Raw genomic sequence first — 20046 nt, 5'->3', positions numbered from 1 at the left:
CAATTGTTTCTAATTAAAAGTCTACCTGCACTCCTAAAGCCAAAGTTCTTGGGTTAGGGAAAGATCCAAATTCTACACCTCTATTAAATAATCCATCACTGATAAAGTCAGGATCATAGCCATTGTATTTAGTAATTACAAATAGGTTTTGCCCTGAAGCAAATACTCTTGCTCTCGTAAATACTTTAGTTTCTAAAGGAATGTTAAATCCAAGTTCCAAACTTTGTAATCTAATAAAGTCTCCATCTTCAACAAACCTGTTTGACTCTCTATTATTACCATTAGGATCACCAACTATAGGTCTTGGCACATTGGTATTGGTATTATCTGGCGACCAGTAATTCAACATATCCACATGACTGTTACCTAAATCACCAACCATTAAACTTTGATAAGTACGATTGTAAATTTTATGACCTCCAGCTCCTTGGAAGAACATTGAAGCATCAAAATTCTTATAACGAGCGCTTAAATTCAAACCAAAATTGAACTTTGGAATTGTAACACCTTGGAATGTTCTATCGTCGGCATTAATTTCACCGTCACCGTTCACATCTCTAAACTTAACATCACCAGGCATTGTAACTCCAGGCTGAGAAGCATGGTTATCAATTTCCTCTTGGGTTTGGAATATCCCCTCTACTTCATAGGCATATATTTCACCTGCAGATCTTCCCACCTCTGTTCTAGATGCAAATCCAGGAATTGGGGTATCATCATTACCTATCTTCAACACCTCATTCTTCAAGGTACCAAAATTGGCCGAAATGTTATAGCTAAAATCTTCTTTGGAATCTCCCCATCCTAAAGTAAATTCCATACCTGTGTTTTGAACCGTACCAGCATTGGTAGTCAACAAAATTGGGAATGATCCAGAAGAGTAAGGGATTGGCACATCAGCCAACAAGTCTGTGGATTGCTTTTTAAAGTACTCTGCAGTAAACTGTAGTCTGTTATTAAACATACCAAACTCAGCTGCTACGTTGGTAGACTCAGTGTCCTCCCATTTGATATCTGGGTCTACAATTTTCACCACCGTTGATCCTGGCGCCAATTCATTACCGAATAAGTAGCTCGCGAAATCATTGGTGGTCAAGGCGAATTCATACAAACCAATGGTGTTGTTTCCTAACTGTCCATAACCTCCACGGATTTTAAAGGTATTCCACCATTCAGGAAGGTTGATATCGTTATGTACTTTCCAGGCTCCAGATACAGAGAAGTAGTTTCCTGTATTGTTTCTTGGTGCAAATTTTGAAGATTTATCCTGACGGAAGTTAGCTTCAAATAAATATCTGTCGTCAAAATCATAGTTGAAACGACCAATATATGACTTATAAGTTTCTGTTGTGTAACGCTCAATTGCATCTCTATTATCAGCATATTGAAACTCAGAAATTTCTCCTGGTTCAAAACCAGTACCTCTTGTCATTAAGTTATAATAATCTGCACGCTCATGAATCATACCTCCTAACAGATTGAAATTATGTTTCTCTCCAAGAGTAAGGTCATAAGTTAACAAATTATTGATAATCGTCCTAGTGTTATGACCATTATTGGTTTCCAATCTAGACTCCGCATTTTCGGTTACATAATACCACCCTAAATCACTTGGCGGATTAAAATAACGATCATTCCAATTGGTACGGTCCCCACTTACATTCAATCTGTATTTAAGGCCTTTCAAGATTTCGTATTCTCCCCAAATATTTCCAATAAAACGATTACGCTTTCCTTCATTGGTTATCAGGTTATTGTATCCAATAACATTCAAAGAGATCGCACGTTGGGCAATACCATCAGTACCACCGTAACCTCCTAGTCTGTTTTCATCATAAACCGGCATAGTTGGCACCGCCCCTAACAAATTGATAATAGAACTTGTACCTGCCAAATACTCATTAAATCTTTCTTTATCAGATTGAGAATAGGCTAATTTAGCTCCGTATTTAAAACGTCCTTTCTCTCCTCCTAAGTTCACATTTGTGGAATAACGCTCGTAAGCCTGAGGTGTTTCAAAGTAACTGGTGTTTTTGAAGTAATCCAGGTTCACATTATAACTCAATGATTCAGCTCCTCCATTAAAGGTTAAGGAATGATTCTCCAAAATTCCAGTTCTGAAGGCCTCATCCTGCCAATCGGTATCCACATCGTCAATAAACAAATCGTTATCAGGATATACTCCTGGTGAAATTGGCAAATTCGCACCTTGATTATTTGCATTAGTCTCCGCTACTCTTACCAATTCTTGGTACTGCTCTCTATTGGCTAAATCATACCATCTGCTTTTAGCAACATTTTGGAATCCAAGTGTTGTTTTGTAGCTGATATCCAACTTTCCTTGCTTACCTTTTTTAGTAGTGATGATCACAACCCCGTTAGCTCCACGAGCACCGTAGATAGCTGCAGAAGAGGCATCTTTCAATATTTGAATAGACTCGATGTCTCCTGTAGCAAAATCATAAGGATCATCAACAATTACTCCATCGATAACGAACAATGGGTTATTGTTTCTAAAAGAAGTAATCCCTCTAATTTTAATGTTTACAAATCCACCAGGCTCACCAGATGACTGTACAGTCACCCCAGGTGCTTGCCCTTGGATCATTTTAGCAACATCATAAGTAATGGTCTTTTTAGCATCCTCTACGTCAACGACACTTACCGATCCTGTTAAATTTTCTTTCTTTTTAGCACCGTACCCTACTACAACGATTTCGTCAAGGGCTGCAACATCTTCTTCCATGGCCACGTTAATAACAGATTGACCTCCTACGGTTACCTCCTTTTGCTTGTACCCAACAAAAGAAAACACCAAAACGTCACCCGAAGATGCCGTAATAGAATAGTTTCCGTCAAAATCTGCAGCAGTACCGTTGGAAGTTCCCTTCACAACAATATTTACTCCTGGAAGTGTCATGCCATCTCTGGCCGATGTCACTGTTCCAGTAATGGTTTTCTGTTGGGCAAAACCAGTTGCCGACAACAGCACCATAATCATCACAAAAAGACACTTTGGAACCCTTAGTGTCAAATGATTACCAATCAAAAATTTGGTTGTTATCATACTAGAATAATTTAGAATTAGTTTTAAAATTTAGCTATAAGTGTTAATTATACACTTCCAAAGGAATTAAAGTTTTTTCAAATAAGCAAGTTTTTTTATGATTTTTTTAAGAATTACATATTTAAGCACTATATTTATTACCGAATTAATAATTGTGTTTTTTACATTTATTAAATTTTAATTGATTAATTGTAATATTTTTCATAAAGTTGCCTAGCAATGCTCAAATAAATTTAGATGCTAAATAACTACAGTAAAGAAGACAAGGTTTTATTGGCCGTGGACTGTATCATTTTTGGCTTTGACAAAGACAAGCTGAAAATTTTGCTCATTAAAAGGGATTTTGAACCTGAAAAAGGAAAATGGTCCCTAATTGGAGGATTCTTGAAAAAAGAAGAAAACCTAGACGATGCAGCCAATAGGGTTTTGAATCACCTTACAGGTCTTGACGAAGTATATCTGGAACAGTTTTTCACCTATAGTGAAGTAGACCGTGATCCTGAAGAGCGCACCATTTCGGTTGCTTACTATGCACTTATCAATATTGAAGACCACGACCAAGAACTCATAGAGCACTATTCGGCCAAATGGTTCACCATTGATAAAATTCCGAACCTGATTTTTGACCACAACGAAATGGTAGACCAGGCCATTAAACGCCTACAATACAGAGCCTCTACCAAACCTATTGGGTTTGAACTCTTACCTGAAAAGTTTACCATGAGGCAATTGCAAAAACTCTATGAATCTATTTTGGACACAGACTTGGACAAACGGAATTTCATCAGTAAAATCAATGCCTTGGACATTTTAATCAAGCTAGATGAAAAGGACATGGAATCTTCAAGAAAAGGTTCTTACCTTCATATGTTTGACAAAGAAAAATACGACAAAAAAACCCACGAAGGCTTTATTTTTAAGATCTAACACACAAAAAGAGAACGTAACCGTTCTCTTTTTTTATTCCACAGTTCATCCCAAACAGTAAAGCAAAAAAATTCACTACCACACACACAACACAATATATTTCAATATATTACGTTAAAAAATTAACTAAACTTTTTACCTGCATCACCTTCCGCCAATGACTTCCAAAAAGCTAAAATTGGAAGACGAAACACAAAGCTTGGGTAAAATATTGATGCTTATTACGTGAAATAAGCGTCATTGTATAGTTTTCAACAAAATAATCCATCCTCGGTTATTGCCTTCCAACCTTGTTCACTGCTATCCTTTACATCTTTTCTACTTAGGCTGCTATTAAAAACAAATATAAAATCTAAGGCTATGAAAAAAGTACTGCTATTAATCACAATCTTTGCAAGCCTTTTGGCTTGTAGCAACGACGACGATTCTTCCACTCCGTCCAACAACATTCCTGATGACCTTCCGGATGTTTCGCAAGTAACCTTCACATCACCAACCACTATCACCAACAATTATTTTGGCCCGAAAACCACCGGAACCATCTATGTGTATGAAGCCGGAGATATTGGAGAAGAACCCGAAGAGGAAATTAGAATAGAAATAAGGACCAACACCAAAACAGTCATGGGAGTAACCTGTTTTATCCAACATGATGTGGTTTATAAAGACGGTATTCTTATTGAAGATACCGATGATTGGATTGCCGAAGATGACAATGGCAACCTTTGGTATTTTGGAGAATCGGTTAAAAATTACGACGATGATGGAGATTTTGAAGACAATGACGGCTCTTGGGAAGCAGGAATAGATGATGCCCTACCCGGTTATTGGCTTCCAATTGCACCATATGTAGGACAGACGTACCACCAAGAATATTGGGAAGACGAAGCTGAAGATTATGCCGAAGTTTTAAGTACCAACGAAACGGTCACCATCGATTTAGGAACCTATCAAAACTGTTTGATGACCAAAGACGAAAATCCCTTTGAAACAGGTGAATACGAAATAAAATATTACGCCCCCGATATTGGCTTTATCAAGGAAGAAAAATATGTAAACGGTGCATTAGTTGAAATGGAACAATTGGTGGAAATTATAGAATAAAACAAAATTTATAACCGAATACAATTTGATGTAAATCTTTCCCAATAACACCTTGGCACCCACGTAGCAGCAAGCATAGTGATACGTGGGTGCCTTTTTACAAATAACATGTTCCCCAATACCATAAAAAACATGTAGTTTTGTAGGACAACAGTATTTATAAGTGAAAAACTAAGTTGTAAAATTAACCTCTCACCTGAAAATTAAATGAAATTCAAAAATCGATTAGTCCCATACCTCCTGATAAATTTCTGCTTTACAGTTAGCCTTACCTCTTGTAAAACAGAGAACAAAACACCTCAGCAATCAGAAACTAATTGGGCTGAGCAGCATTTGGAAATGGCAGCCGACAATTACAAAACCCTTTCAAAAAATGTTCCTATCGACCAATTCCCCACCACTTATGTCAACGATACTCTTAGGTTCAGTGACTCTGGTTGGTGGTGCAGTGGTTTTTACCCGGGTACTTTGGTGTATTTATTTGAAGGTACTCAAGATTCCATGCTTCTTAAAACAGCCGAAACAAAATTAATTGAACTTGAAAAAGAACAATACAATACCACTACCCACGATTTAGGATTTATGATGTTCTGCAGTTTTGGCAATGCTTATCAAGTAACACACAATCCTGAATATGCCGAAATCCTCAAAAATGCATCACAATCCATAAGCTCTCGTTTCAATCCAAAAACGGGAACTATCCGCTCTTGGGATCCTGCACCGTGGAATGACAAATGGGAATACCCTGTAATCATTGACAATATGATGAACCTGGAAATGCTGCTTTGGGCAGGGAAACATTTCACCAACGATCAATTTACCGAAGTGGCCCTCACACATGCCGATACTACCCTAAAAAACCATTTCCGTAAAGATTTTAGTAGCCACCATGTTGTCTCCTACGATACCATTTCAGGAAATGTTGAAATGAAAAATACCGATCAAGGCTATGCCGATGAATCTTCTTGGGCACGAGGACAAGCCTGGGGATTGTACGGCTACACTACCATGTACCGATATACCAAAGACCAAAAGTATTTAGAACATGCTATGGGTATTGCAGACTTTATCGTGAATCACCCCAACCTTCCAAAAGATAAAATTCCGTATTGGGATTTTGACGCTCCCAATATTCCAAATGCTAAACGAGACGCCTCGGCTGCGGCTATCATGGCTTCTGCCTTATTGGAGCTCAAAAACTACGCTTCTGAAGACAAAGCCAAAATCTACTTCCATACTGGCGAACAAATGCTCAAAAGTCTTTCTTCCCCTGAATATTTTGCATCGCAAGGTGAACAAGGCGGCTTTATCATCAAACATTGTGTTGGGAATATGCCAGATAATACCGAAGTTGATGTTCCCCTCTCCTATGCCGATTATTATTACGTGGAAGCTCTTTTAAGATATTTAAACAAAATAGAACTCATCAATTAGACATTAGGCAATCATGTTAAGACATACGTTTCCCTATCTTTTACTTTTTCTTTTAGCGGCATCTTGCCACAAAACTTCGTTCCAAAAACCTTTAGAAACCAACATCTCGAAGGTGGGTGAAGGATGGGCCAAGAACTCTATCAATACGGTTATTTTTAGAAAAAATTCTTTAGCAACGCACAACAAACACCAGTACATTGCCTACTATAATCCAGAAGGCCATGTGGTATTGGGAAAAAGACTCCTAAAATCAAACCAATGGGAAACCTTAGTTACTCCTTACACTGCCCATGTAGAAGATGCGCATAACTCCATCAGCATTATGGTGGATGGCGAGGGGTTTTTACATGTGGCTTGGGGCAACCACAACAATCAGCTTAACTATGCCAAAAGTGTCCGTCCCAATTCTTTGGAACTAGGCAAAAAAACACCAATGTTGAGCGACAAAGAGCAACAGGTAAGTTACCCTGAATTCTACGCCTTACAGGATGGCAACCTCCTTTTTTTCTATAGAGATGGAGGTTCAGGGAACGGCAATCTTCTCATCAACTATTACAACACCCAAACTCAAACTTGGCACAGGGTACAGGATAATCTTATAGGTGGAGAAGGTTTAAGAAATGCCTATTGGCAGGCCTATGTAGACAAAAATGACCAAATTCATATTTCCTGGGTTTGGAGAGAAAGCCCCGATGTGGCTAGCAATCATGATTTGGCTTACGCCACTTCCAAAGACGGTGGCAAAACCTGGCAAAAATCGACAGGAGAAATTTACCAACTTCCCATTACAGAAAGTTCTGCTGAAGTGATTAAAAATATTCCTCAAAACAGCGAGCTTATCAACCAAACTTCCATGACCTCCGACAAACATGGCAATCCTTTCATTGTTAGTTATTGGCGTGAAGCAGATAGTGAGATTCCGCAATTCCATCTCACCTACAAAACAGACCAATGGCAAACTGTCGATTTAGGTTTCAGAAAAACACCTTTTAGCCTAAGCGGACTAGGCACGAAATCAATTCCTATTTCCAGACCACAAATAGTAGCAACCGACTCAAAGGACATTATTGTCATATTCAGGGATGAAGAGCGCGGTAGCAAAGTATCAATTGCCTATAACACATTTCCATTTGATAGTAACTGGCAAATTTTGGATGTAACCGAGGACTCTTACGAAGCTTGGGAACCGACTTTAGACACGGAACTTTGGAAAAGTTCAAAAATACTGAGTTTGTTTTTACAAAAAACCTATCAAGTAGACGGAGAAGGCTTATCCAACATTCAGGAAAGTGATGTTGAAGTTTTAGACTGGCAACCTTAAAAAATAAAACGGTGAGAATCATATTTACATTAATAGCACTCTTTTTAACAGCAAATTTCACAAGGCTAAACGCCCAAAGCAACCAAAAGGAAGCGGCTATTTTTCAAATTGACCAGCCAGATTACAAACAGAGTCCCTATACCGGAATGACCAAACAACACTGGAGAGATGCCGCATTATACATATTGGAAGGCGCCTTTTCATACATCAATTCCTATGAAGACCCGATGAAGTTCCCCAAGTTGCCTGGAAAAAGCTATCCGCATAACGAAGATCAGGTACCAACGGAAAAGCTAGAAGGCTTATGCCGTACGTTGTTTGTGGCAGCGCCACTTTTAAAGGAAAATCCCTCCTTACAGGTTAACGGCATTGATGTGGCAAAATACTATCGCCTTCAAATTTTGAATTTACTTGATCCAGCTAAGGTCTCCTATATTCCACCTAGAACTCAAGATCAGGGCCCCACTCAAATTCTAGTTGAATTTGGAGCACTGGCCATTTCACTTTTTGTAGCACCGGAGGCCATTTGGGAACCATTGTCCCAAGAGCAAAAAAACGCCTTAGCCCATACCATGCTGAGCTACGGGAATGGACCAACTGTACCTTCCAATTGGAGGTTTTTCAACATTTTCGTGATGAGTTTTTTCAAAGATCAAGGATACGCTATAAACGAGGAATTATTAAACGAATATTTAAATCTATCCTTAGACCAATACCGCGCGGATGGTTGGTATAATGACGCTCCTGCCTATGACTATTACAGCATGTGGGCCTTTCAACTTTACGGTATTTTATGGTCTGAATTTTACGGACAGAAGTACCTTCCAGAGATTGCTGCAAAGTTCACCAGCAATTTTACAGACATGACCGACAATTATCCTTATCTGTTTTCAGAAAATGGAGAAATGATCATGTATGGCAGAAGTATCAGCTATCGGTTTGCTTCTATTAGCCCTCTTCCCTTTTTCGGAACCTTGGAGAAGGAAGACATTAATTATGGTTGGATGCGCAGAATTTCCTCAGGCGTCCTAATGCAGTTTTTGTCCAACCCAGAATTTCTGGAAGACGAAGTTCCTACTCTAGGCTTTTACGGACATTTTGAACCCGCTGTTCAAAATTACAGCTGTCGAGGCAGTGTGTATTGGATGGGCAAAGCCTTTCTTGGGTTGCTCATTCCTGATAACAATCCATTTTGGACTGCCATAGAAAACAACGGCCCCTGGAAAACCGATTTTAAAAAAGATACGGTTTACAATAAATTTCAAGAAAAGTCAAACACCTTAATTACAGATTACCCCAATATTGGTGCTTCCGAAATACGTGCTTGGTGCCATGAAAAGGTAGCCGATGATTGGCAAAAGTTCCGTTCTTCGGAAAATTACAATAAACTGTCCTACAACAGTGCCTTTCCTTGGCAAGCGGATGGACAGAACGGAGAAGTCTCAATGAATTATGCCATCAAAAACAAAAAAAATGAATGGGAAGTATTTAGACTTTACGATTTCAAAAAATTTGAAGACGGCATTTACTATCGAGATGCTGTTTTGGAAACCGATGAAACCGTTACCATGCAATTGGCCGACATCCCCTTACCTAATGGGATACTACGTATAGACCTTAACACAACCAGCAAACCATTGGAAATGCATTTGGGACATTACGCCCTTCCTAAATTGGAACAGGATATCAAATACTCCAGAAAACGCATTGATGACCACGAGGTATTTATTATGGATAATGGCGCCTACCAACTTGCCATGGTCATACTTAGTGGTTGGGACAACTTAGAATTTGTTGAAACCACAGGATTGCATCCTGTTTCTAGAGAAAGCTGTGTTTTGAATGCCATTTCACAATACACACCAAAAGAAGACATCGTTTTCGCTACTTTGATGCTTTGGAAAGCATCAGGAGACTCTTGGAGTAAAGAGGATTTAGTTCCTGTAAAAAGTCTAAAATTGAAAAATGACAAGGTCATTATCAAAATGAAAGATGGCAATACCAAAACCTGTAAATTTTTAGTTTACCCCTAACAGGTAATTTTAAATTTCAAACCAATCATCAACAATCATTGCCTCTCCATTATCTTCACTAAGATGTTTGAATTCATTTTTTGAAGCATCATAATGATAATCCACACCCCATATCTCATGTTTTTCAGCAACTTCAGCAATAGCATTACAAATAAATTCAATTTCAGAATTAGTCATTGTTGGGTGTATTGACATACGGACCCATCCTGGACGCTCTAAAAAACATCCTCCAAGAATTTTTTGTTCGATGGACTTAGAGGTCTGCTGATCCACATGTAACAAATAATGCCCATAGGTACCTGCACATGAGCAACCTCCTCTTGTTTGGATTCCAAAACGATCATTCAAAAGTTTCACTACCAAATTATAATGAGCATTATCAATATAAAACGAAAACACTCCAAGCCTATCTTTATGCTCCCCAGCTAAAATGGTCAGATTATCAATTTTGGACAGTCTATCAAAAACAATATCACAAAGTTCATGCTCCCTCTTCAAAATGTTCTCAACCCCCATCTGTTCTTTCAACTTAATAGACAATCCTATTTTTATAGCTTGTAAAAAACCTGGTGTTCCACCATCCTCTCTTATTTCGATATCATCGATATAATCATGGTCTCCCCATGGATTAGTATAATTCACAGTCCCTCCTCCAGGGTTATCAGGAACCATATTTTTGTACAGTTTTTTATTGAAAATCAGCACGCCAGAAGTCCCAGGTCCTCCCAAAAATTTATGAGGAGAAAATGTTATGGCATCTAAATATGCTTCCTCATCAATAGGATGCATATCTATATCGACATAAGGAGCAGAACATGCAAAATCAACAAAACACAAACCTCCGTTTTGATGCATAATTTTAGCTATTCCATGATAATTGGTCCTAATACCAGTAACATTAGAACAGGCTGTCACCGCTGCTATTTTTATAGGGTACCCATTATACTCCAATAATAATTTTTGTAAACTATCCAAGCAAGGCATCCCTTGATCATTAGCAGGTATAACTTTTACAATAGCAATGGTTTCCAACCAGGACGTCTGGTTGGAATGATGCTCCATATGAGTGATGAAAATAATAGGACGTTTTTCTTCTGGTATTTGAGTGTGATTTTTCAAGTTTTCATTAAGCCGAATACCCAAAATACGCTGAAACTTATTGATAGCCCCAGTCATTCCTGTACCTACAGTTATCAATACATCATCGGATGAAGCATTAACATGAGTCTTGATAATATTTCTGGCGTCATGATAAGCATGCGTCATCACACTACCTGTAATTGCCGTTTCTGTATGAGTATTAGCTACGTAAGGTCCTATATCATGTAAAAGCTTTTCTTCAATGGAACGATATAATCTTCCACTAGCTGTCCAATCAGCATAAATAATAGATTGTCGTCCATAAGGAGACTTAAAACTAGTACTCGATCCAATAACATTTTCTCTAAAAGGTTTAAAATAGTCTTCCAATTTGCTTTTTGACAGCCCCTCTTTACCTATTACCGGTTTAAGAAAATTACCTATTGTACCCATATTATTATTTTAAGTAGAATTAGTCCAGATCACAGAAAGCGTCTCGCTTTTTAACGCACAAATACAATTCTTAACAAGACTCTCCATTCTCTAAACGTCTTTTCCAACAAAAAGAGTGACAATTTTAAAAGTTTTATTAATGCTTAAAAGATTAAGAAAAAATTTCCATTAAATCCCCAGAAAACTAGACTATTTTTATTCTTCCTCTTTTATTCAATAAAAAAGAAAATATATTTTTGTTTTGTTATTTTTTTGTTATTTATTGGTACACATGATTTTTTCATTTTAACTAGCCGCATAATCTAACCTTAGAATCATTTTTAGAACATTCAGTAACATTAGTTTGAACAAAATTCTTGATTATACCTTTTGTTTCTGATATTGAACATGAGAATATCTGGCAAAAAAATACAGTACAACAGTCATGAATTCAAAGTCATATTTGAACGTCATTTTCCATCATTGTACTTGTTAGCTTCAAAAATACTTCAAAATGAGCAAAAGGGAAAAGATGTTGCCCAAGAAGCATTTATAAAACTTTGGGAAAAAGATGTGGAAGATTTTACAGACGAAAACTCCCTTAAAGCCTACTTGTACGTACTCGTAAAAAATGCCTGCATTAGCATCATCCGAAAAGAAAAAAAAATTACCAATTTAGAATTAGAAAATGGACTTTCCGTTAATAATGAAGCTTTTTTGAACGAAGTTTTAAAAGAGGAAACTTATATTCTTTTACACAAAGCTATTAAAGAGCTTTCTCCTCAAGCAGAACAGGCAGTTAACTTAACTTTAAAGGGCTATAGCAATCAAGATATTGCCGATGAACTTAATGTGACAATCAACACAGTTAAAACTGTTAAAAGAAGAGCATATAAATTACTCAGAAAAAATTTGGGACACCAATTTATTGCATGGTAACTTAACTATTTCATGTGTTTTTTTAGCTTTTTTTTAACAAAACTGTCACTCCTTAGTAAAAATATCGCGTCATATTAGGTAAATAACACCCACTTATACTTATGAAATAATTTTAGGTAATGGATAAAATAATTGAACAAATAGAATTCTCAGAGCTTTTATCTGGAAAAGTATTAGATGCTTTAAGCGAAGAGCAGAAAGAGACTTTACATGATTGGGAGCAAAAGAAAAACAATAAAGAAATTGCTAACAACATCCTTAATGATAATAATTTTTCGGAATGGCAACAAAAAATAGATAAATTAGACACTATGGAGGAGTGGGCGTCTTTTTTAGGGCATATGGAGACCGCATCCGAAAAGCCTAAGAAAGTTTTTAACCTAAAAGCCCAAAAGTGGATCTCTGCTGCAGCTGCTATTTTGGTGGTTGGTATTTCTATATTCACATTGTTTACCCAAAATGAAAGTCATTTAAAACCAATTGAAGCTTCCAGTATTGCTCCTGGCATCTCACATGCTGAATTGGTGCTATCAACTGGTGAGATCATAGACCTAGAAGATTCTAAAGATAATGAAATTCAAGAAGGAACTATTTCTGTAGAAAATGCCAAAGGAATACTCCATTATAAAAGTGAAGGTGGAGAAAAACAAGTAGAAGTTAAAACCAACACCTTAAAAGTTCCAAGAGGTGCGGAATATCAATTAGTACTTCCTGACGGAACTAAAGTTTGGTTAAACTCAGACACACAATTAACCTATACTGTACCATTTACTGGAAATGTTAGACGTGTTGAATTAAAAGGTGAAGCATACTTTGATGTTAGCCCTAACAAAGAATTGCCCTTCATAGTAGCTACAGGCAATCAAGAAGTACAGGTATTGGGTACAGAATTTAATATTTCGGCCTATAGTAACGATAATAGCGTAACGACCACCCTTGTTGAAGGTAAAGTACAGGTTACGAATAAACTTTCAACCGACAAAACAATATTATCTCCAAATGAGCAATCTATTCTTAACAAGGAAGACAATAATATAAATAAATTGAACGTTGACACCTATCCTTATATTGCTTGGAAAGAAGGCCGATTTGTATTTAACAATGTTAATTTAGAATTATTTCTATCCAAAGTATCCAGATGGTACGATGTTGAAGTGTTTTTTGATGATGAAAGCTTAAAAAACTTAAGCTTTACAGGAGACCTGCCCAGATATAGCGACATGACAAATATTTTAAAAATCATTGAAGCCGAAATGTCTGTAAACATCAAAATTGAAGCCAACAAAAAAATACATGTTTACAAATAAATTTCATTAATTTATTATCATTAAATTACTAAGGTTGTTTTTAATGACCGTTTGCAAGTGCAATTCAACCAACCAACTTTAATAAAATATAAATATGACACAAACGATTCTATCAACTACTCCTTTCCAGTTCACTGAGTCCCAAAAAAACAATAATAAAAGATGAGGATATCCATTATTTTAATTTTCAGTGCTGTTTTTTCCATCAATGCAGCAACCTATTCGCAATCCAAACAAGTCAGCTTAAATTTAAATAATGTCAGTTTTTCAAAATTATTTGAAGAAATTAGAAAACAAACAGACTATAGTTTTTTCTTTAATGATGAAAAAATTAATGAGTTAGATAATATTTCCGTAAATAAAACCAATATTTCTGTAAAAGACCTTTTGGATGAAGTCTTGGTAGGCACCAATTTATCCTACAAATTAGTAGACGGTGTTATTGTTATTGTTGAAAACAACAAGGTTGCTCCTCCTCAAAACGCCATTGAAATAAGTGGAACCGTCATAGATGGAGCAAACAGTATGCCAATACCTGGAGCTAATGTCTTGGTAAAAAATAGCAGACTTGGAGCTGTAACCGATTTTGATGGAAACTTCAAAATAAAAGTTCCATCTTCTCCAGTAACTTTAATTTTTTCATATTTAGGGTACGCCACCAAAGAAATTGAATTTACTGAATCTAAAGAAAATGTGGTAATTAAATTAGAACCTGAAATTTTAGATTTGGAAGAAGTCGTTATTACAGGCTACCAAGTAATAGACAAAAGAGAATTGACAAGCTCAATCGCCTCAATAGAAGAAGAAGAACTTAACATTTCAGGTGCTATAAGCGTAGAAAAGATGCTAGAAGGTAAGGCTACAGGTATGAGTGTTAGCAACCTTAGCTCCACTCCTGGTGCAGCTGCTAAAATTAGAATTCGTGGTGGTAGTACATTTACAGGAAACCAAAGTCCACTTTGGGTAGTAGATGGCGTTATCTACGAAGACCCAGTACCCCTTTCCGCTGACCAAATCAATAGTTTCGACAATATAAACATCATTGGTAATGCCTTAACAGGGATCAACCCTTCAGATATTGCCAAATTAGACATCTTGAAAGATGCTTCGGCTACAGCCATATACGGTACAAGAGCCGCTAATGGTGTTATTGTCATCACTACAAAAAGAGGGAAACAAGGAACTCCTACATTGACTTACTCTGGTAATTACAGTATTGTACAAGCTCCTAGATATTCCGATTTTAATTTGATGAATTCAAAAGAACGCATAGACGTCTCGAGGGAAATGTCCGAAAGAAACCTAGGCTATTCAAGCACTTATGACAACGTGGATCGTTTGGGCTATGAGGGAGCCCTAATGAATTTATGGGACGGAACCTATAATTTCCAAGAATTCCAAAATCAGGTTAACTATTTAGAAACCTTAAACAGTGATTGGTTTGACGAGCTATATAGCAATGCGATTACCCAAAGACATTCTATTAGTGCATCTGGAGGAGGAGAAAATGTTAGATATTATTTTTCCTTGGGCTATGATGACCAGGAAGGTACCGAGAAAAATGTAGACTTGAACAGAATCACTGCCCGATCAAATCTTGATATAGACTTAAGAGACAATGTGGTTTTAGGTTTAAGACTAAGTGGTGCCATTCAAAAAGCAAAATACAACCACACTTCTTTTAATGCATTTGACGAAGCTTACTATACTAGTAGAACCATTCCTATTTATGATGAAGATGGAAACTATTTCTACCAAAGCAAGCGCATACTTTCTGATAGTTACGGTGTAGAATATGCCAATTATAATGTATTATCCGAAATGGATAATTCCGAAAGAAATATCACAAATAAAAGCTTAGATATCGTAGCTTCTTTACGTTGGGACATTCTTAAAAATCTTCGATTTAATTCTCAAGTTAGTTATAGAAATACTACTAACCTTACTGAGCAATGGATTACTGAAGACACCTATTATATTGCAGGCTTACGTACCTATGATGCTTTTGAAAATTTAATTGAAGATCGTGTAAACCTCTCCTCCCTAGCTCCTTTTGGGGGTGTCTATAGCGGGGGTATGGTAAGTCAAGATAGCTACTCGATAACTAACCAATTAAACTATAATTTCTCTTTAGCAGATAAACATAGCTTTAATATAAACTTAGGTCAAGAGGCTCGATCTGTGAATTACTGGGGAGCCACTGGTTTTACCGTTCCTGGATACAATCATTACCAAGGTCGAGGCTTTGTTGCTCTTCCTAGAGTAAGTGTAACACCTAATGAAGATGGCACCTACTCTATTCTTGATTATGGGTCTTATGATTACGACGCCATGATCAATTGGTTGACTTCTACAGGTAGTAATTCTGTGTATCCATCCATTACAGATCGTGTTCAAAACAATTTATCTGTATTTGGAATTCTCAATTACGTATACGACAGACGCTATGTTTTAAATTTTAACGCCCGTAGTGATGGGTCCAATACTTTTGGCCAATATGAACGGTACAAGTTCAAACCAACTTGGTCTGCGTCAGCACGTTGGAACATCCATAACGAGAAATTTATGGAAAATAGTTACGGTATAGATGAGTTAGCGTTAAGAGCATCGTATGGTGTTCGTGGTACCATGCCAAATGCTACCCCATATTTAATTATTTCTAATTACGGTAAGAATAATGCCATTTATTACCCGGAAAACACAGCTAGTCTTTCACAGTTTCCGAATGCGAACCTACGTTGGGAAAAAACCTCAACCACTAACATTGGTTTAAATTATAGTTTACTTGAAGGGAAAATTAGTGGGGCTATAGATTATGCATACTCAAAGAGTACCGACCTACTTCAAAATCGCCCTGTATCTCTGGTAAATGGCTCTTCCGTTCAAACATACAATTCAGGGAGTAAAGATGTTAACAGTTTTGAATTTGCCATTAGAACTATTAATCTGAAACTTAAAGATCTTCAATGGAGTACCAATTTTAACTTTTCCTATGATAGAGATCGCGTATTGAGTGGTTTTGAAGAAGGAGCTCAAAGTGGAGGGCTAACCGTAAGAGATTACTTGGCTGGTAATATTTATAGAGCTGGTTTCCCTACAAACGGATTTTTCTCTTATCAGTTTGATGGTTTAACCGAAGAAGGTCTGCCCACATTCAAACATTTGGTTGAAGAAAATATGACCGCTGAAGAACAGTTGGAAGCTGCACTGGTTTACGAAGGAAGTAGAACCCCTCAATTCTATGGAGGTTTTGGAACCCAGATAAGAGCAGGAAACTTTACACTTTCTGCTAATTTCACCTACAAATTAGGATACAAAACCAGATTGCTAGGTTTATACAATGGTAACCAAAACTTACCATTGCCTTATGAAAATATGCACGCCGATTTTAATGATAGATGGAGACAACCTGGAGATGAGGCTATAACTAATATACCTGGAATTTCAAATCATAACCAAACTTTTACATCCAACTTTACAGCAGATGGATACGGAACAGTATATGTTACAAATTATGGCAAAGTTGTTCCTGAAGGAACAAACTCATGGTGGATGTACGATAATAGTGATGCCAGAGTTGTAAAAGCAGATCATATTCGCTTTCAATCTTTGACCTTATCGTATAATGTCCCAGACAGGCTTTTTACAGGTTCTGGTATCAAACATCTAAATTTATCAGTACAGGGAAGTAATTTATCCTACTTCGCTTTCGACAAAGATTTAAGAGGCCAAGACCCTGAGCAGGTATCAGGCATAGGTTTGCCTACTTTACCTACCTACAGTTTAAGTTTAAACATGTCTTTCTAAACCAAGAGCTATGAAAAAAATACTATTTATATTACCCTTAGTTGCAATTTTTGGTTGTAGCGACTTTTTAGATGAGCGCGACCAAGATAAGTTAGTCCCGGAAAAGACTGACCATTTTGCAGCATTGTTACTGCAAGAGTTCAACTCCCAATATCCAATTTTCGGAACGGTTGACCATATGACCGATAACATTACAGAGAATGCTCCTTCCAGGACTACTGTTAAAGAAAGCAGAAAAACTACTTACACCTGGCAGCGCGAAATTGAAATTGACGAAGAAGGAAATTCTTTAAGTTCAATAAATAACTCTTGGGAACGCATGTATGAAGATATTGCCATTGCAAATTATGTTATAGAACTTATAGATGAAGCATTAGGAGAACAAGATGAGATTGACTTTGTTAAAGGAGAAGCTTATTTTATAAGAGCATTATCATATTTTAACCTTTTAAACCTTTACGGCCAACCTTTTGATCCTGCCTCTTCTAACATTGATTTAGGAGTTCCTTTAAGAATCGACATTGGAGTTGAAACAACATACAACAGAAATACCGTTGCAGAATGTTACGCTCAAATAGAAAGTGATATTTTAATGGCAAAAGACCTTTTTGAACTTAGTGGTATTACAAAAAACAAGTTTCACCCATCAAACGCTGCATGCAATTTACTTATGTCTCGAGTAATGTTATATCAACAAAACTGGGATGAAGTTATTGAATATTCCAACTTGGTAATAAATTCTGGAAGCTTAACAAAAATGACTACAACCTCTCCTTTTGTGAGTGAATCCAGTTCTGAAATATTATACTCCTTTTACACCACAGCCTCTTTAACATTTGATCAAACCGGCTATTTAGTCAACCCTAACTTTTTTGCCCTTTTTGAAGATAACGACACTCGTAAAGAGGCTTTCTTTTCTGCCGTGGATGATGGATCAGGGAATCTGAAATATATCCCAGCAAAATATGGCATGGGCAGTTATACCAGTTTAGGTTTTGCCAATCTTAGAGTTGGAGAAGCCTACTTAAATAGGGCTGAAGCTTATGCCCAAAAAGGCCAATCAGAAAATGCGATTAATGATATAGTAGCATTGCATAACAAACGATATTCAAGTACTTCAAACATCTTATATCCTTCAAATCCTAATGAAACCTTAGCATTTGTATTGGATGAACGTCGCAAAGAATTATGCTTTGAAGATCACCACAGATGGTTTGATTTAAGACGTATGGATAACAGGCCTGAAATTAAACATGTGTTCAGTTTAGTAGGTGATGATGGTGTTAAAGTGGGTACAGAAACTTACACGTTACTATCCAACGATCTAAACTATACGTTACCAATTCCATTAAAGGAAAGACAAAACAACCCATTAATTAGAAATAATGAGCGTTATGAAAAGATTCCTGAAATCAACAATGAAGTGATTGTTGATTAATTGAATCCCGTTAACCTCTTAAAAATATATTTATGAAAAAACACAATATTCTATTCCTTCTTTTAATTGCTATTATTGCAATATCCTGCGAGAACGAAGACAATCTAGAGCCCTCCTACTTGGATGAAGATCGTGTAGCCTCCCAAATTGATGTATCAGACCCTATCATAAACAAATGGTATACAGATTTAAACATGGGAGTGCTTTATGAGTATGATAGCATATTAGATTTTGCCTATGTAGCAGGCACTAGTAACCAAGCAACAACTTGGGCTAGAATTGAAATTCCAGAGATAAGAACTCGTTTTGAAAATGAAGCAGGTCTGATTCCTGCCGATCAAATTTCAGAATACGAATCATACAAAGCCTCTGTCACCACATTTTTAGACACTGCCCTATTTAAGTATTTTGATGCCAGTAAAACTATCGCCAATTACATGCCTTACAAAGTTTTAATTAGCAATTATGTATATAGCCCTAATAGTGTAAGCGGGGAAGCCCGTGATGTACTTATTGAGTCGGAATCCCGCAAAAGCAGTAGCACAGAAGGCGATTTAAGAGCCGTATATAACGATCACTCCATTGTCTTTGGTGTCGATCTCGATGAATTCACCTCTGAAAGCACAATAAACAAATACTCTAAAGATGCATTTTATATTTTGGTAAGCCGCATCATTAGCATGCATAACTTGATAGACCTGATACCTGCTGAATTCTTTGAAGGTAAAAGTGAATACTATGCACAAAACATGGAAGCTATTTACAGAGAAGAAACAGAAGTTCCTGATGACAAATTGGTTTTTGTTGTGGATAGAGAATGGTTTTATTCAAAAGGTTTTATAGACGCCAAATATTTCTACAATTCACCTACAGGATTAACAACATTTATTCAAACAGTAGATGAAGATGGCAATAGTTTATCTATAATCAATTACATAAGACATAGAAATGCTATCGTTGTTAGCTATGATTTTGTTGAAGATGAGCTTACTGATGTTAGAAGTTATTTAAGTGAAATGATTCATAGAAACGCGACTGAAATAGAAGCCTTCCCTGAAAACATCCAAAATAACATGAAACTTTTACTAGATACGTTTACATCTTTAGGAATTGATATCATGAGTGTAAACCCGGACCTAGAAGTACTTAATTAATTT

General features: G+C 36.8%; 12 protein-coding genes. 10 read left to right on the top strand and 2 right to left on the bottom strand.

The features are described from left to right. Nucleotides 1-13: 13 nt before the first annotated feature. On the bottom strand, nucleotides 14-3067 hold the full coding sequence (locus BKM32_RS12335) for a TonB-dependent receptor (RefSeq protein WP_076664076.1): 3054 nt from the start codon (nucleotides 3065-3067) through the stop codon (nucleotides 14-16). A gap of 237 nt (nucleotides 3068-3304) precedes the next feature. On the opposite strand from BKM32_RS12335, the gene BKM32_RS12330 reads away from it, so the two are divergent. The 5 genes from BKM32_RS12330 (at nucleotide 3305) to BKM32_RS12310 (ending at nucleotide 9886) form a co-directional block, all read left to right on the top strand. Next, nucleotides 3305-3994 (top strand): NUDIX domain-containing protein, encoded by a 690-nt coding sequence (locus tag BKM32_RS12330; RefSeq protein WP_053975838.1) that lies wholly within the window; start codon nucleotides 3305-3307, stop codon nucleotides 3992-3994. A gap of 360 nt (nucleotides 3995-4354) precedes the next feature. Next, nucleotides 4355-5098, top strand: a complete 744-nt coding sequence (locus tag BKM32_RS12325; RefSeq protein ID WP_076664075.1) for a hypothetical protein — start codon at nucleotides 4355-4357, stop codon at nucleotides 5096-5098. A 207-nt stretch (nucleotides 5099-5305) separates the two neighbouring features. Further along, entirely contained in the window at nucleotides 5306-6532 is a 1227-nt protein-coding gene (locus BKM32_RS12320; protein ID WP_076664074.1) for a glycoside hydrolase family 76 protein, read from the top strand. Between the two features lie 13 nt (nucleotides 6533-6545). Next, nucleotides 6546-7853 carry a BNR repeat-containing protein gene (locus BKM32_RS12315; RefSeq protein ID WP_076664073.1) on the top strand — a complete coding sequence of 436 codons (1308 nt, stop codon included), beginning with the start codon at nucleotides 6546-6548 and terminating at the stop codon, nucleotides 7851-7853. A gap of 11 nt (nucleotides 7854-7864) precedes the next feature. Further along, the gene (locus BKM32_RS12310) at nucleotides 7865-9886 is read left to right on the top strand and encodes a DUF2264 domain-containing protein (RefSeq protein ID WP_076664072.1); all 2022 of its coding nucleotides are present in this window, start codon (nucleotides 7865-7867) and stop codon (nucleotides 9884-9886) included. Between the two features lie 9 nt (nucleotides 9887-9895). On the opposite strand, the gene BKM32_RS12305 is transcribed toward BKM32_RS12310, so the two are convergent. Then, nucleotides 9896-11419, bottom strand: a complete 1524-nt coding sequence (locus tag BKM32_RS12305) for an aminotransferase class V-fold PLP-dependent enzyme (protein WP_083702185.1) — start codon at nucleotides 11417-11419, stop codon at nucleotides 9896-9898. Between the two features lie 387 nt (nucleotides 11420-11806). On the opposite strand from BKM32_RS12305, the gene BKM32_RS12300 reads away from it, so the two are divergent. The 5 genes from BKM32_RS12300 (at nucleotide 11807) to BKM32_RS12280 (ending at nucleotide 20043) form a co-directional block, all read left to right on the top strand. After that, nucleotides 11807-12337, top strand: coding sequence for an RNA polymerase sigma factor (locus BKM32_RS12300; protein WP_053975842.1), 531 nt, complete (start codon nucleotides 11807-11809; stop codon nucleotides 12335-12337). Nucleotides 12338-12456: 119 nt separating this feature from the next. Beyond that, nucleotides 12457-13644, top strand: coding sequence for a FecR family protein (locus BKM32_RS12295; protein ID WP_076664071.1), 1188 nt, complete (start codon nucleotides 12457-12459; stop codon nucleotides 13642-13644). Nucleotides 13645-13806: 162 nt separating this feature from the next. Further along, nucleotides 13807-17451, top strand: a complete 3645-nt coding sequence (locus BKM32_RS12290) for a SusC/RagA family TonB-linked outer membrane protein (RefSeq protein ID WP_076664070.1) — start codon at nucleotides 13807-13809, stop codon at nucleotides 17449-17451. A 10-nt stretch (nucleotides 17452-17461) separates the two neighbouring features. Beyond that, nucleotides 17462-18889: a RagB/SusD family nutrient uptake outer membrane protein gene (locus BKM32_RS12285; protein WP_076664069.1), complete on the top strand. Its 1428-nt coding sequence runs from the start codon at nucleotides 17462-17464 to the stop codon at nucleotides 18887-18889. Nucleotides 18890-18921: 32 nt separating this feature from the next. Continuing rightward, nucleotides 18922-20043, top strand: coding sequence for a hypothetical protein (locus BKM32_RS12280; RefSeq protein WP_076664068.1), 1122 nt, complete (start codon nucleotides 18922-18924; stop codon nucleotides 20041-20043). The last annotated feature ends 3 nt before the right edge of the window (nucleotides 20044-20046 follow it).

Origin of the sequence: Mangrovimonas sp. DI 80 (assembly GCF_001975575.1) — a bacterium.
In the GTDB taxonomy this organism is placed as follows: domain Bacteria; phylum Bacteroidota; class Bacteroidia; order Flavobacteriales; family Flavobacteriaceae; genus Mangrovimonas_A; species Mangrovimonas_A xylaniphaga.
Note: the sequence above shows the minus strand (reverse complement) of the source record. Positions and strands in the feature narration are given on the sequence as shown.